Origin of the sequence: Kutzneria sp. CA-103260 (assembly GCF_018263855.1) — a bacterium.
Classification (GTDB): Bacteria; Actinomycetota; Actinomycetes; order Mycobacteriales; family Pseudonocardiaceae; genus Kutzneria.
This window is the reverse complement of the sequence record NZ_CP073318.1, coordinates 3,868,446-3,882,825: the sequence shown is the minus strand read 5'-3', so window position 1 is coordinate 3,882,825 and position 14,380 is coordinate 3,868,446. Positions and strand designations below refer to the sequence as shown.

Genomic DNA, 14,380 nt, shown 5'->3' with positions numbered 1-14,380 from the left:
CCTCCTAGCGGCTGGTGGTGAGGGTGGCGCGGATCTCGGTCTTGAGGACCTTGCCGACGCTGGAGCGGGGCAGGTCCGGCCAGACCTCGATCTGCTTGGGCGCCTTGACGCCGCCGATCCGCTCCTTGACGAACGCGATCAGCTCGGCCGGGTCGAGCTCGGCGCCGGGCTGGAGTTGGAGCACGGCGGTGACCCGCTCGCCCCACTTGTCGTCGGGCAGGCCGACCACGGCGCAGTCGCGCACGGCGTCGTGGGCCATCAGGGCCTGCTCGACCTCGGCCGAATAGACGTTGAAGCCGCCGGTGATCACCATGTCCTTGGCCCGGTCGACGATGTGCAGATAGCCGTCGGGGTCGAGGAAGCCGATGTCGCCGGTGTGGTGCCAGCCGTGCGCGGACACCTCGGCCGTGGCCTCCGGGTTGCGGTAGTAGCCGGCCATCACCAGGGAGCCGCGCACGCAGATCTCGCCGCGTTCCCCGGTGGGAACCGACTTTCCGGCCGGGTCCAGGATCGCCACCGTGACCAGCGGCGACGGCCGGCCGGCGCTGGAGAGCCGGTCGGGATTGACGGTGCCGTCCGGGTTCCGGTGTTCGGCCGGCGCCATCGTGGAGATCATCATCGGCGCCTCGGACTGCCCGAACAGCTGGGCCATCGGGCCGATCCGGTCCAGCGCCTCGGCCAGCCGGGCCGCCGACATCGGCGCCGCGCCGTACCAGAAGCACCGCAGCGACGAGAGATCCGTGTCCTTCAGCGCCGGGTGCGCGAGCACCATGTAGATCAGCGTCGGCGGCAGGAACGTGTGGGTCACCCGGTGCCGCTCGATCAGCTCCAGGAAGCGGCCGACGTCCGGCTTGGCCATGATCACGACCTCGCCGCCACGGGCCAGCACCGGGAAACACAGCACACCGGCGGCGTGGGTCAGCGGGGCCAGGGCCAGGTACACCGGTCGCCCCGGGAACGGGTAGCTCATCAGCGTGATCGCCGACATCGCCTCGATGTTGCGGTCGGTGAGCATGACGCCCTTGGGACGGCCGGTGGTTCCACCCGTGCCGACCAGGGCGACCACGTCCCCGGGCGGCGCGGCCTCGGCCGACGGGTCGTCCCGAGCTGCGGCCAGCCACTCGGCGAACCCGACCGCGAGGTCGTCGCCCTCGCCCAGCCGGACCAGGGTGGTCAGCTTGGGCAGCCGCGGTGCGATCTGCGCGACCAGGTCGTCGAACGCGGGTTGGAAGACCAGCGCGACGCAGTCGAACAGGTCCAGCAGTTCGGCGTTCTCCCCGGCCGCGTTGCGGGGGTTGATCGGGCACCACACCGCGCCGGCCCGGGCGATGCCGAACACGCAGCTGAACGCGGTCGGGTCGTTGGCCGACAGGACGCCGACCTTGTCGCCCGGCGCCACTCCGGAGCGGCGCAGCGCCCGGGCGACGGCGTGGGAGAGGTCGACGACCTCGGCGTAGGAGCGGGACTCGCCGTCCAGAGTCAGGCAGGGGGCCTGTGGGTCGAGCGAGGCGCCCTTGTCGAGATAGAAGGTCAGGGACATCGTCGTCACCCCGGGCGGTGCGTCACATGCCCATGCCGCCGTCGACCGGCAGCCCGACGCCGTTGACGAAGCGGGCCCGGTCCGAGGCCAGGAAGGTCACGGCGTCGGCGATGTCGGAGGGTTCGGCCAGCCGGCCGGACGGGGTGAGTGCGACGACCTGGTTCACCGCGTCCTGCGGGTCCTGGAACAGGCCGAGCGCTGCGGTCTCCACGGCCAGCTTCATGCCCATGTCGGTGGGGCACAGGCCGGGGTAGACACAGTTGACCCGCACGCCGTAGCCCAGCTTGCCGGACTCCGCGGCCGCGATCCGGGTCAGCCGGTCGATGCCGGACTTGGTGGCCGAGTAGCCGGCGATGGCCGGGAAGGCGATGGTGGCCGCGACCGAGGCGATGTTGATCACCACGCCGCCCTGGCCGGCCGGGCCGCCGGGGCGCATCGCGCGGAACGCGTGCTTGATGCCCAGCAGCGTGCCGAGCAGGTTCACCTCGAACATCCGCCGGTGGTCGTCGGGTTCGGCGTCGGCGATCAGCGAGGTGACCTCCAGCCCGGCGTTGTTCACCACGATGTCCAGCCCGCCCATGGTGGACACGGTGTGCGCCATCGCCGTCTCCCACGCGGCGTCGTCGGTCACGTCCAGCTCGACGAACTCGCCACCGGCCAGCGAACTGGCCGTCTGCTCGCCCACGTCCTTGAGGATGTCGGCCACCACCACCCGTGCGCCGGCGGTGGTCAGCGCCTGCGCCATGGCCGCGCCCAGTCCGCGCGCACCCCCGGTGACCAGGGCGATCCGGCCGGTCAGCTCTGCCTGAGACATCGTCGTCCCTCACTTCCGCTCGGCGTTCGTGTGTGCCCGGTCACAACCCTGTGGCATAATTTGGCCAGTTGTCAAGATTTTCCTGGACGACTGTCAAGACGATCCCCGCGGCGGCGTGGGACCGGTTACAGTGCTGGGGTGAGCAGTTCACGAACCCGGTCCAGACGTCCGGTCGACAAGTTCGAGGACCGCCGCCGCGAGCTGGCCGACGCGACGCTGCTGACCCTGGCCGAGCTCGGCTACGCGCGGACCAGCCTGCGCACGATCGCGCAGAACACCACGTTCTCCCATGGCGTTCTGCACTACTACTTCGCCGACAAGGCCGAGCTGATCACCTACTGCGTGCGTCAGTTCAAGACCGCCTGCGTGCTGCGCTACGACGGCATCGTCGCGGGCGCCGGCAACCCCGAGGAGCTGGCCGCGGCCTGCGGCGACGGGCTGGCCGCCACGCTGACCGAGGACGCCGCCCTGCACCGGCTCTGGTACGACCTGCGTGCCCAGTCGATGTTCGAGGAGGCTCTGCGGCCCGAGGTCGCCGAGATCGACACCAGCCTCCAGGACATGATCTGGCGCGTGGTGACCGCCTACGCCGAGCTGTCCGGCCGCACCCCTGTCTGCTCGCCGTCGCTGGCCTACGCCCTGTTCGACGGCCTCTTCGAGCAGGCCCTGATCCGGCACCTCGCCGGCGCCCCCGACGCCCTCGCCGACCTACGCGCCGGCGTCCGAACCCTGCTGCCCCAACTGTTCCCGGCCCCCTGATCAACTGGGTGCCTAGCGCTTTGCCGCCCCGGGGATGAACGCGGCGATGGCCAGGGCGGTGAGCGCGGTCGCGCAGCCGAGCGCCATGATCAGGCGGAAGGCGGTCTCGGAGGGAACGGCCGAGGGACCGAACGGCACGATCAGTTGGGCGAGGATCGCCCCGGCGACGGCGCTGGAGACCGAGGTGCCGATGGCGCGCATCAGGGTGTTGAGGCTGTTGGCGGCGGCGGTTTCGGACACCGGCACGGCACCCATGATCAGGGCGGGCATGGCGCCGTAGGCGAGGCCGATGCCGGCGCCGATCACGGCCGACACCAGCAGGAGCTGCCAGACGGCCGACATGAGGACGACTCCGATGCCGTAGCCGGCGGCGACGACGAGGACGCCGAGCATGAGGGTGACCTTGGGCCCGGCGGTCGCCGTGATGCGCGCGGACAGCGGGGCGATCATGAGCATGACGAGCCCGGAGGGCACGAGCACGAGACCGGTGACGAGCAGGCTCTGGCCGAGGCCGTGCCCGGTGGCCACCGGCAGTTGCAGGATCTGGGGCAGCACCAACTGCATCGCGAACATGGCGAAGGCGAACACGGCTGAGGTGAGGTTGGTCAGCAGGACCTGACGGCGGGCGGTGGTGCGCAGGTCCACCAGCGGCGACCCGCTGCGCAGCTCCCACCAGCCCCACAACAGCAGCACTGCCGCCGAGACGCCGAACAGGCCGAGGGTGGCGCCGCTCGTCCAACCCCAGGCCGCCCCCTTGGAGATGGCCAGCAGCAGACACACGAGCGCGACCGACAATCCCGCGGCGCCAACGAAATCGAACCGTCCACGGGCTTGCACGTTCGACTCCGGCACGAAGATCAGCACCAGCGCGGTCACCAGCACGCCGAGCCCGGCCGCGGTCCAGAACAGCACGTGCCAGTCGGTGTTCTCGGCCAGGAACGCCGCCGCCGGCAGGCCGAGCGCGCCGCCGACGCCCAGCGAGGCGCTCATCGTCGCGGTCGCGGAGCCGAGCCGGTCGGCCGGCAGTTCGTCGCGCATGATGCTGATCCCGAGCGGGATGACGCCGGCGGCGAGGCCCTGCAGCGCCCGCCCGACGATCATCGGCGTCAGCGTGTCGCTGAGCGCGGCGACGACCGCGCCCGCGACCAGCAGCACCAGGCTGACCAGCAGCAGCCGTCGCTTGCCGTACATGTCGCCGAGCCGGCCGACCACCGGCGTCGCGACCGCGCTGGCCAGCAGGGTCGCGGTGATCACCCAGGTGGCGTCGGCGGGAGTGGCGCCCAGCAGTGCGGGCAGCTTCGGGATCAGCGGCACGACCAGGGTCTGCATCAGCGAAACCACGATGCCGCCCAGGGCCAGCACCAGCACGACGAGGTTGGGACGGGTGGTCGTGCGCGGCGGCGCGGCCAGGGTTGCGGACATGGGGACCTCCGGTCGGTGATGTCGCCGCAGATTAAGTCAGTCACTTGACTTAATACAAGTCCGCGGCCATGATCGGTGACACACGGCATCACGAAAAGGAGTTCTGCGATGACCCGGAGCGACGCCGAGCAGTTGCCGCGCTTCCCGTTCGAGACGCCCACCGCGCTGGAGCCGCCGGCACAGTGGGCCGAGTTCCGCACCCAGTGCCCGGTCGGGCGAGTCGCCCTGGCCAGCGGTGACGAGGCGGCCCTGATCACCCGCTACGACGACGTCAAGACCGTGCTGACCGACCCGCGCTTCACCCGGCCCAAGCCCGGCGACAACGCCGCCCGGGTCGCCGACACCGAGTCCGGCGGCGTGTTCAACAGCGAGATGGCCACCGTGATCCCGCAGCACGGCGAGGGGCACCTGAACTGGCGCCGGATGATCGGCAAGTGGTTCACCGCCAAGCGGATGAACGCGCTGCGGCCGGCGATCGCGGCGATGGCCGAGCAGCTGATCGACGAGATGACCACCAAGGGCGCGCCGGCCGATCTCAAGGCCGGGCTGGCCTTTCCGCTGCCGGTGTGGGTGATCTGCGACATGCTCGGCGTGCCGGACGCCGACCGTGACCGGTTCGCCCACTGGTCCGACGTCATGCTCAGCATGACCCGCTACACCCAGGAGGAGTTCGACGCCGCGCAGTTGGAGTTCGGCCGGTACATGGGCGGCCACATCGCGGCCAAGCGGGCGGAGCCGGGGGAGGACATCCTCAGCGCGCTGATCGCCGACACCGACGCCGCCGGCGAGCACTGGTCCGACGCGCTGCTCACCGCCACCGGCATCGGCCTGCTCATCGCCGGGCACGAGACCACCGCCAACATGATCGCCAAGATGGTCGCGATGCTGCTGGCCGACCGCGGCCGCTGGGAGCAGCTGCTGGCCGACCCGGCGCTGGTGCGCACCGCCGTGGAGGAGGCGCTGCGGATGGACGCCAACGCGGGCGTCGGCATGTCGCGGTACATCACCGAGGACTTCGAGGTCGCCGGCACGGTGCTGCCGAGCGGCACGACCGCCATGTGCAGCATGGCCGCGGCCAACCGGGACGAGAACGCGTTCGCCGACGCCGCCGAGATGGACCTGAGCCGCAGCCCCAACCCGCACCTTGCCTTCGGCGCCGGCGCGCACGCGTGCCTCGGCCAGCCGCTGGCCCGCACCGAGCTCCAGGTGACGCTGGAAGTGTTGCTGCGCAAGCTGCCCACGTTGGAGCTGGCCGTCACGCCGGACGAACTCCGTCGGGTCGAGGGCCTCGCCGTCGGCGGGCTGCGGGAACTTCCCGTGCGGTGGTGACGAGATGACGGGCAGGGCCGCCGACCACGACGTGAGCGGGCACCGGCGGGCGCGGGCGACACAGGAGTTGATCGTGACCGCGGCGGAGCGGCTGTTCGCCGAACACGGGGTGCTCGCGGTGTCCAACCGGCAGATCAGCGAGGCCGCCGGGCAGGGCAACAACACCGCCGTCGGCTACCACTTCGGCACCAAGGCCGACCTGGTGCGGGCCATCGCCCGCCGGCACTCCGCGGCGGTCGAGGAGATCCGCCAGCGGATGCTGGCCGGCGTCGGCGAGAGCCCGGACCTGCGGGACTGGATCGGCTGCCTGATCCTGCCGATGGCCGAGCACCTGGCCGTGCTGGGCAGTCCCACCTGGTACGCCCGGTTCACCGAACAGGTCGTCACCGATCCCACGCTCCGGCGGATCGTCACCGAGGAGTCCCAGTCCTCGCCGGCGATGGTGCGGATCGTGGACGGCCTGCGGCGGCGCCTGCCCGACCTGCCGGCGGCCGTGGTCGCCGAGCGCGGCGACATGACCCGAATGCTGTTGCTGCACCAGATGGCCGAGCGCGAACGCGCCCTGGCCGACCGAACCGCCACGCCACGGTCCAGCTGGCACGAGGCCGCGACCGGCCTGATCGACGCGCTGATCGGGCTGTGGCAGGCGCCGGTAACCAACCACTCCAAGGAAAGGAAACAACCATGAAGGTCACCGTTGACGAGGACAAGTGCTGCGGCGCCGGCACCTGCGTGCTGCTCGCGCCGGCGGTGTTCGACCAGCGTGACGACGACGGCATCGTGATCCTGCTCGACTCGCAGCCGAGCGCGGAGCTGCACGCGGTCGTCCGCGAGGCCGCGAGCGTCTGCCCCGGCGCCGCGATCGCGGTGAGCGAGGACGCGTGAGCATGCCCGCCGACGTGCTGGTCGTCGGCGCCTCGGCCGCCGGACTCGCGACCGTGGAAGCTCTGCGCCGCAAGGGGTATTCCGGCCGGGTGACCGTGCTCGGGGCTGAGACCCACCTGCCCTACGACCGGCCGCCACTGTCCAAACAGGTCCTGTCCGGCGACTGGGAGCCCGCCCGGGCTCAGCTGCGCGAACTCGACACACTGTCCGCATTGGACGCCAACTTCATCCTTGGCGACCCGGCGGTCGGGATGGACGCCGCCGCGCGGTCCGTGCGCACGACCAGCGGGCTCGTGCTGACGGCCGAGGCCGTGGTGATCGCGACCGGCCTGCGGCCGCGAACGCTGGCTGGGCAAGAGCAATTGACCGGTGTCCACGTCCTGCGCACCGTCGACGACACGCTGGCCCTGCGCGCGGACGTGAAGCCGGGCGTGCGGGTGGTGGTTGTCGGGGACGGCGTGCTCGGCTCCGAGATCGCGGCCACCGTGTCTGCCATGGGTGGACACGTGACGCTGACCGGTCCGCAGCCCGCGCCGATGGCGATGCAGTTCGGCCCGCTCGCCGCCAACCTGTTGGCCCAGCTGCACACCGAGCGTGGCGTGAAACTGCGGCTGGGCCTGGCGGCCATCGGGCTGGTCGGACAGGACGGGCGGGCGGCCGGCGTGCAGCTGGCTGACGGCGATGTCCTGCCGGCCGACGTTGTCGTGGTGGCCTTCGGCGCCGCCCCGGCTACGGACTGGTTGTCGGGCAGCGGCTTGCTGTGCGACAACGGAGTGGTGTGCGACTCCCGCTGCCGTGCGGCGGACGGGATCTACGCCGCCGGCGACGTGGCCCGCTGGCACCACGAGACGTTCGACGCGTTGCTGCGTCTGGAGAACCGGACCAACGCCACCGAGCAGGCCGTCGCCGTGGCCGAGAACATCCTCGGCGCCGACCGGCCCTACACCCCGATCCCGTACTTCTGGACCAACCAGTTCGACGCCCGGATCCACGTGCACGGCACGCTGTCCACGGATGCGGAGACGTCCATTGTGGACGGATCGCTGGCCGATCGCCGGTTCGTCGCGGAGTACCGCCGGCACGGCGAGGTCGTCGGCGTGCTCGGCTGGAACATGCCCAAGCAGGCCCGCCAGCGCCGGGCGGACATCGTGGCGGTGCCCGTACTCGTAGGAGGAAAGTCTTGACCAGCACCATTCCGGTCTTCCCGGCGGCCAGGGCGGCCGGCTGCCCGTTCGACCCGCCGCCGACCATCCAGGCGTTGCAGGAGCAGGCCCCGCTGGCCCGGGTGCGGCTGTGGGACGACAGCACGCCGTGGCTGGTCACCCGCTACGACGAGCAGCGGGCGGTGCTGGCCGACCCCCGGGTCAGCGCCGACGTCACCCGCCCCGGCTACCCCAGTCCCACCGCGATCCGCAACGCCTCCATCAGCTTCATCCTGATGGACGACCCCGAGCACGCCCGGCTGCGCCGGATGGTGACCGGGCCGTTCACCATCAAGCGGGTGGAGGCCATGCGGGCGGGCGTGCAGAAGATCGTGGACGACCTGATCGACGCCATGCTGGCCGGGCCGAAGCCGGTCGACCTGGTCCAGGCGTTCGCGCTGCCGGTGCCGTCGCTGGTGATCTGCGACCTGCTCGGCGTGCCCTACACCGATCACGACTTCTTCCAGGACAACAGCAACGTGCTGATCAACCGGGAGACCAGCCCCGAGCAGAAGTCGGCCGCCGCCGGCCAGCTGGCCGGCTACCTGGACCAGTTGATCGGGGAGAAGCTGGACCGGCCCGGCGACGACCTGCTGTCCGGGCTGACCAAGCGGATCCACGACGGCGAGCTGACCCGGTCCGAGGCGGCGCAGATGGGCGTGCTCATGCTCATCGCCGGGCACGAGACCACCGCCAACATGATCGCGCTCGGCACCCTCGCCCTGCTGGAGCACCCCGACCAGCTCGCCCTGCTCCGCGACTCCGACGACCCCGCCCTGGTCGCCTCGGCCGTCGAGGAACTGCTGCGGTACCTGAACATCACCCACAACGGCCGCCGCCGGGTGGCCCTGGCCGACATCGAGATCGCCGGCCAACTGATCCGCGCCGGCGAGGGCATCATCCTGGCCAACGACATCGCCAACCGGGATCCGGACACCTTCGCCGACCCCGACCGCCTCGACCTGCGCCGCAATCCCCGCAACCACGTGGCCTTCGGCTTCGGCGTGCACCAGTGCCTCGGCCAGCCGCTGGCCCGGGTCGAGCTGCAGGTCGTCTACGGCACCCTCTATCGCCGCATCCCCACCCTGCGGCTGGCCGCCGGCCTGGACGAGATCCCGTTCAAGCACGACGGTTCGGTGTACGGGGTCTACGAGCTTCCCGTGACCTGGTAACCGAGTGACAATCGCGGCATGCGCGATGCGGACACGTCGGTGCGACTTCCGGCCAACCGCCGGAGCGTGACCAGCGCGGCACTGCTGACCCAACTCGCCCGCGAGCACGGCCTGCCCGCGGACCGGTGCCTGCGCGGCACCGGGCTGCGGCCGGCGGACCTGTCCGACCCGGCCGTCGAGATCGACGCCGGGCAGGAACTGGCCCTGATCGGCAACCTCGTGCGCGGGCTGGCCCACGTGCCCGGCCTGGGGCTGGTGGCCGGCCGGCGCTACCACCTGACCTCGTACGGGCTGCTCGGCCTGGCCGCCATCAGCAGCCCGACGCTGGGCCAGGCGATCGAGACCGGCCTGCGGTTTCTCGACCTGACGTTCATGTTCGTGCCGTTCGTGGTGGAACGCAGCCGGTTCGGGCTGACCGCCGTGCTGGACGAGCGGGCCCTGCCGACCGGGATCGCGCCGGACATCGCACGGTTCCTGGCCGAGCGGGAGACGGCCGCGGTGGTCACCTACATCCGCGACCTGGTCGGGACCGGTCAGCCCGTCTCCCATCTCGAGTTCCGCCATCCGGAGCCGGCGTACGCCCCGGTCTACGCGCAGATCCTCGGTGTACGCCCGGTTTTCGGCCAGCCCGTGACCTGCGGCGTCGTCCCGGCCAAGACCCTGGGCACGCCATTGCCGCAGGCCGAGCCGCGGACCGCGGAGCTGTCCCGCCGGCACTGCGAACAGCGCCGGGACGAGCTGCGACGGCCGGCGCCGGCGAGCGTCGCCGAGGCGGTGCGCGACCGGCTGCGGCGGGATCTGGAACTCGGCGCGGGGCTGCCGGCTCAGGGGCAGACCGCCGCCGGTCTCAACCTGAGCGAGCGGTCGTTGCGGCGGGCCCTGGCGGCCGAGGGGACCTCGTTCGGTGCGCTGGTCGCCGAGGTCGCGGGCGGTTTCGCCGGCCGTATGCTGGCCGACGGTCACTCGGTCGAAGCCGTCGCCGACGCCCTGGGCTACGCCGCGACGTCGGCGTTCCGACACGCCTTCAAGCGATGGACCGGCGTCCCGCCCGGCTCGTGTTCGAAGAATTCGCCGTAACCGACACCAATGTCGGTTACGCTGCTGCGATGACGGGGACGGAGCGGCGGTCGCGCCTGCGGGGGCCGCAGCGGCGGGCGAAGATCGTCCAGGCGGCCCTGGAGGTCCTGGCCGCCGCCGGCTACCACGCGACCGGCATGGGCGCGATCGCCACCGCGGCCGGCGTGACCAGGTCCGTGCTGTACGACCACTTCCCCAACAAGCGGGTGCTGCTGCTGGCCGTGCTCCAGGAGCAGAACGCCGCGTTGATCGAGCACGTCGGCGGGCGCATCACCGGCACCGGGTCGCCCGAGGAACGCATGCGGGCCACGGTCGACGCCTACTTCAGCTTCGCCGAGAGCCGCCCGGCCGCTCGGAAGCTGCTGTTCGACCGCACCGACGAGGACGACGTCGAGATCCAGACCGTTCGTTGGGGCATCAGGGAGTCCAGGACCCGCGCGGTCGCCGCCCTGCTGGCCGACGACCTGCGGCGGATGGGCGTGGACCCGGACTCGCCGGCGGCCGAGGCCATGGTCGAGTTGCTCATCACCGGACTCGACGGGATGGCCCAGTGGTGGGCTCGTCGACCCGAGACGCCCCGCGCCGAACTGGTCGCCGCGGCCATGCGACTGCTCTGGGACGGACTCGGCCCGCGCCGCTGAAACGCCCGTTTCGCCGCCCTCGGCGAGGGTTGACGCCGCGTCGGCGGAACCGCATCCTCCTCAGCACCGTAACCGACACCGACGTCGGTTAGCGTCCCTGCAGAGGAGTCTCCAATGGCGGATGACGTCCACTCGTCGAACAACCATCTCGATCGACGGAAGTTCCTGGGCACGCTGGCGGCCGGCGCGGCCGTGGCCGGCCTGGGCATCGGCGCCGGCGTCGGAGCCGGGCCGGCCGCGGCCCAGTCCCGGTCGGCCCGCCCGGCCGCCGCCGGCCGCCGGGTCGCGGTGTTCGGCGGCGGCATGGGCGGCCTGACCGTCGCGCACGAGCTGATCGAACGCGGTTTCCAGGTGACCGTCTACGAACGCAAGGCGTGGGGCGGCAAGTGCCGCAGCATTCCCGTCGCCGGCACGGGCACCGGCGGCCGCGCCGACTTACCGGGTGAACACGGTTTCCGGTTCTTCCCCGGCTTCTACCAGAACCTGCCGGACACGATGAGCCGCATCCCGCTGCCCGGCGGCGGCACCGCCCGCGACAACCTCGTCTCCGGGACCGAGGAGGTCGCCTACTACCGGGGCAGCACCATTCGCCTGCCGGCGCAGGGCAGCATCGCCGGCACGCTCAGCCCGCAGTCGCTGCTCACGTTCCTGTCGAGCGCGGTCCAGGTCGGCACGCTGGTGCCGGTCAACGAGGTCGCCTACTTCCTGCAGAAGATCATCGTCTTCGTCACCAGCGGCCCCAAGCGCCGGCTCGGCCAGTGGGAGAAGACCAGCTTCGCCGACTTCGTCAAGTCGGCACAGATGTCCCAGAACTACCAGGAGCTGCTGGTCGACATGTTCACCAGCACGCTGGTGGCGGCCAAGCCGGACAAGGCCAACACGCGCACGATGGGGCTGATGGCCGAGGCGTGGGCGTACAGCACGCTCGGCCTCGGCGGCTACGGCACACCGGACCGGGTGCTCAACGCCCCGACCAACGATGCGCTGATCGACCCGTGGCTGGCATACCTGCGCAGCCGCGGCGTCGACTTCCAGATGGGCGCCACGCTCACTGAATTGCAGGTCGCCGGCCGTCAGATCAGCGGCGCCCGGGTGAGCACCGCCACCGGGACAGCCACCGTGGACGCCGACCACTACGTGCTGGCCGTCCCGGTCGAGCGGGCGGTTCCGTTGCTCAACAACGACATCCTGGCCATCGATCCCGGCCTGGCCGGTCTGTCCAAGCTGACCACCGACTGGATGAACGGCATCATGCTGTACCTCAAGCAGCCGCTCAACCTCAGCAACGGGCACGTCACGTTCCCCGGGCAGCCGTGGGCGCTGACGTCGATCAACCAGGGCCAGTTCTGGCGTAAGAACTTCGCCGCGACCTACGGCGACGGCACGGTCCAGGACTGCCTCTCGCTCGACCTGTCCGCCTGGGACAAACCCGGTGTGCTGTACGGGAAGCCGGCCAAGGCCTGCACCCCGACCGAGATCGTCGCCGAGATCAAGGAGCAGCTGCGCCGCTCCATCCCACTGGGGCCGGTCGCGCTGCCCGACTCCAACATCCACTCCTACTTCATCGACCCCGCGATCACCGGGCTGGCCACCGCCGGTGTGACCAACGACGAGCCGCTGCTGATCAACACCCCGAACTCGTGGGACAGCCGGCCGGAGGCCGTCACCGCGCTGCCCAACCTGTACCTGGCCGCCGACTACGTCCGCAACGACATCAACCTGGCCACCATGGAGGGCGCGAACGAAGCCGCCCGCAAGGCCGTCAACGCGATCATCGACAACTCCGGCTCCGGGCAGCCGCACGCGCAGCTCTTCCCGCTCTACCAGCCGCCCGAGTTCGCGCCGCTCTACCTCGACGACGACGTGCGCTACTCGCTGCACCTGCCCAACTCCTTCGACATCATCGACCCGACCTGGCCCTGACCTAGGAGCTCCCGTGCACCCCGACTCCCGGCCGTCGATCGCCATCGTCGGCAGCGGCTTCAGCGGCATCGGCCTGGCGATCCGGCTCACCCGGGCCGGCTGCGCCGACGTGACGATCTTCGAGAAGGCCGGCGACCTCGGTGGTGTGTGGCGGGACAACACCTATCCCGGCGCCGCCTGCGACGCCCCGTCCCATCTGTACTCGTACTCGTTCGAACCCAACCCCGGCTGGTCCCGCCGGTACGCCGAGCAACCGGAGATCCTGTCCTACCTGCGCCGCTGCGCCACCAGGAACGGCGTCATCGGCCGCATCCGGTACGGCACGGATATCACCCACGCCGAGTTCGACGCCGGCCGTGCGCGCTGGATCCTTCGCACCGCAACGGGTTCCGAGCACACCGCCGACATCCTGGTGGCCGCGTGCGGGCAGCTCAGCCGGCCGGCTCGGCCGGCCGTTCCCGGCCTGGACGGCGTCTTCGCGGGCACGGTGTTCCACTCCGCCGAGTGGGATCACGACCACGATCTCCGTGGCCGGACCGTGGCAGTGATCGGCAACGGCGCCAGCGCCGTGCAACTCGTCCCGCATGTCGCCGCCCAGGCCCGGAAACTGACCGTCTTCCAACGCCAATCCCACTGGATCAGCCCCAAACCCGACCGCCTCTACCCGACCTCGCGCAAGATCCTCAACCGCCGGTTCCCGCTGGTGCAACGGCTTTCACGGCTGGGCGTCTTCCTGTGCTTCGAACTCGTGCTCAACCCGATGCTCGTCTCCCGACGGGGGCGGCGGGTCCTGTCGTGGCCGTTGCGGATGTTGTGCCGGCACAACATCCGCAACGGTGTCCACAGTGGACTGGTGGACGTTCTGACGCCGGACTACGAAATCGGCTGCAAACGCATCCTGCAGTCCAACGACTATCACCAGTCCCTCAACCGCCCCAATGTCCGCCTGCGCACCAGTCCGATCAAGGAAATCAGCCGGGACGCGGTGATCACCGCCGACGGCCGTCACCATCCCGTCGACACCATCATCCTGGCCACCGGCTTCCGCTCCCACGACTTCGTCGCCCCCATGCGGGTCACCGGTCTGGGCGGCCAGGACCTGAACACCGCCTGGCAGCACCGCCCGCGGGCCCACCTCGGCCTGACCGTGCCCGGGTTCCCGAACTTCTTCCTCATGTACGGTCCCAACACCAACGTCGGCTCCGGCTCCATCGTGCACATGCTGGAAAGCCAGATGAACTACATCGCCGACGCGGCGGGCATCGTCGCCTCCGGCGGCTATCTGGACCTGCGCCCGGAGGTGCTAGACCGCTTCGACACCGTGACCCAGCAGCAGCTGTCCACCACCGTGTGGAACACCGGTGGCTGCGACAGCTGGTACCTGGCCGGCGGCCCCGACGGATCTCCGGTCAACACCAACAACTGGCCCGGCTCCATGACCGGCTACCGCCGCCGAACCCGCCGGCTGGACCTCGGCGACTACCACTTCGTGCCGGCCCGGCAAAGCACGCCGAGCCGAACCGGCCGTCGGGACGGGCCTGAGGCCGCCGACCAGTAAGACCTGCCGTCGCACCTCGTTTCGCCTGATCGGGCGAAGGCCCGAAACGTTTCCCCGC

Annotated in this window: 13 protein-coding genes; 10 read left to right on the top strand and 3 right to left on the bottom strand. The window is 70.9% G+C overall.

All coding sequences use genetic code 11. The features are described 5' to 3' along the window. Positions 1-4 precede the first annotated feature (4 nt). On the bottom strand, positions 5-1,540 hold the full coding sequence (locus JJ691_RS16555; RefSeq protein WP_211769647.1) for an acyl-CoA synthetase: 1,536 nt from the start codon (positions 1,538-1,540) through the stop codon (positions 5-7). Positions 1,541-1,562: 22 nt separating this feature from the next. After that, positions 1,563-2,354 carry an SDR family NAD(P)-dependent oxidoreductase gene (locus tag JJ691_RS16550; protein ID WP_211769646.1) on the bottom strand — a complete coding sequence of 264 codons (792 nt, stop codon included), beginning with the start codon at positions 2,352-2,354 and terminating at the stop codon, positions 1,563-1,565. 138 nt (positions 2,355-2,492) lie between these two features. On the opposite strand from JJ691_RS16550, the gene JJ691_RS16545 reads away from it, so the two are divergent. Then, positions 2,493-3,113 (top strand): TetR/AcrR family transcriptional regulator, encoded by a 621-nt coding sequence (locus tag JJ691_RS16545; protein ID WP_211769645.1) that lies wholly within the window; start codon positions 2,493-2,495, stop codon positions 3,111-3,113. Positions 3,114-3,125: 12 nt separating this feature from the next. Here the strand turns inward: JJ691_RS16545 and JJ691_RS16540 are convergent, their stop codons facing one another. Beyond that, entirely contained in the window at positions 3,126-4,535 is a 1,410-nt protein-coding gene (locus tag JJ691_RS16540; protein WP_211769644.1) for an MFS transporter, read from the bottom strand. Positions 4,536-4,643: 108 nt separating this feature from the next. Here JJ691_RS16540 and JJ691_RS16535 point away from each other — a divergent pair, with 108 nt between their 5' ends. The 9 genes from JJ691_RS16535 to JJ691_RS16495 all read left to right on the top strand — a co-directional run bounded on the left by JJ691_RS16535 (position 4,644) and on the right by JJ691_RS16495 (position 14,322). Beyond that, positions 4,644-5,864 (top strand): cytochrome P450, encoded by a 1,221-nt coding sequence (locus JJ691_RS16535; protein WP_211769643.1) that lies wholly within the window; start codon positions 4,644-4,646, stop codon positions 5,862-5,864. Between the two features lie 4 nt (positions 5,865-5,868). Beyond that, the gene (locus JJ691_RS16530) at positions 5,869-6,552 is read left to right on the top strand and encodes a TetR/AcrR family transcriptional regulator (RefSeq protein ID WP_211769642.1); all 684 of its coding nucleotides are present in this window, start codon (positions 5,869-5,871) and stop codon (positions 6,550-6,552) included. Beyond that, the gene (locus tag JJ691_RS16525; RefSeq protein WP_211769641.1) at positions 6,549-6,749 is read left to right on the top strand and encodes a ferredoxin; all 201 of its coding nucleotides are present in this window, start codon (positions 6,549-6,551) and stop codon (positions 6,747-6,749) included. The genes JJ691_RS16530 and JJ691_RS16525 overlap by 4 nt, the downstream gene beginning before the upstream one ends. Continuing rightward, positions 6,746-7,933, top strand: coding sequence for an NAD(P)/FAD-dependent oxidoreductase (locus tag JJ691_RS16520; RefSeq protein WP_211769640.1), 1,188 nt, complete (start codon positions 6,746-6,748; stop codon positions 7,931-7,933). The genes JJ691_RS16525 and JJ691_RS16520 overlap by 4 nt, the downstream gene beginning before the upstream one ends. Then, positions 7,930-9,123 carry a cytochrome P450 gene (locus tag JJ691_RS16515; protein ID WP_211769639.1) on the top strand — a complete coding sequence of 398 codons (1,194 nt, stop codon included), beginning with the start codon at positions 7,930-7,932 and terminating at the stop codon, positions 9,121-9,123. The genes JJ691_RS16520 and JJ691_RS16515 overlap by 4 nt, the downstream gene beginning before the upstream one ends. Positions 9,124-9,141: 18 nt before the next feature. Next, complete coding sequence (locus JJ691_RS53055; RefSeq protein ID WP_211769638.1) at positions 9,142-10,200, top strand: AraC family transcriptional regulator; 1,059 nt, start codon at positions 9,142-9,144, stop codon at positions 10,198-10,200. A 29-nt stretch (positions 10,201-10,229) separates the two neighbouring features. After that, complete coding sequence (locus JJ691_RS16505; protein WP_211769637.1) at positions 10,230-10,841, top strand: TetR/AcrR family transcriptional regulator; 612 nt, start codon at positions 10,230-10,232, stop codon at positions 10,839-10,841. Between the two features lie 114 nt (positions 10,842-10,955). After that, positions 10,956-12,764, top strand: a complete 1,809-nt coding sequence (locus JJ691_RS16500; protein WP_249227978.1) for a hydroxysqualene dehydroxylase — start codon at positions 10,956-10,958, stop codon at positions 12,762-12,764. A gap of 13 nt (positions 12,765-12,777) precedes the next feature. Further along, positions 12,778-14,322 (top strand): flavin-containing monooxygenase, encoded by a 1,545-nt coding sequence (locus tag JJ691_RS16495; RefSeq protein WP_211769636.1) that lies wholly within the window; start codon positions 12,778-12,780, stop codon positions 14,320-14,322. The last annotated feature ends 58 nt before the right edge of the window (positions 14,323-14,380 follow it).

Coding starts and splice junctions, on each gene's coding strand:
- JJ691_RS16555 (WP_211769647.1), bottom strand. CDS start 1,540: ATGTCCCTGACCTTCTATCTCGACAAGGGCGCCTCGCTCGACCCACAG.
- JJ691_RS16550 (WP_211769646.1), bottom strand. CDS start 2,354: ATGTCTCAGGCAGAGCTGACCGGCCGGATCGCCCTGGTCACCGGGGGT.
- JJ691_RS16540 (WP_211769644.1), bottom strand. CDS start 4,535: ATGTCCGCAACCCTGGCCGCGCCGCCGCGCACGACCACCCGTCCCAAC.
- JJ691_RS16535 (WP_211769643.1), top strand. CDS start 4,644: ATGACCCGGAGCGACGCCGAGCAGTTGCCGCGCTTCCCGTTCGAGACG.
- JJ691_RS16530 (WP_211769642.1), top strand. CDS start 5,869: ATGACGGGCAGGGCCGCCGACCACGACGTGAGCGGGCACCGGCGGGCG.
- JJ691_RS16525 (WP_211769641.1), top strand. CDS start 6,549: ATGAAGGTCACCGTTGACGAGGACAAGTGCTGCGGCGCCGGCACCTGC.
- JJ691_RS53055 (WP_211769638.1), top strand. CDS start 9,142: ATGCGCGATGCGGACACGTCGGTGCGACTTCCGGCCAACCGCCGGAGC.
- JJ691_RS16505 (WP_211769637.1), top strand. CDS start 10,230: ATGACGGGGACGGAGCGGCGGTCGCGCCTGCGGGGGCCGCAGCGGCGG.
- JJ691_RS16500 (WP_249227978.1), top strand. CDS start 10,956: ATGGCGGATGACGTCCACTCGTCGAACAACCATCTCGATCGACGGAAG.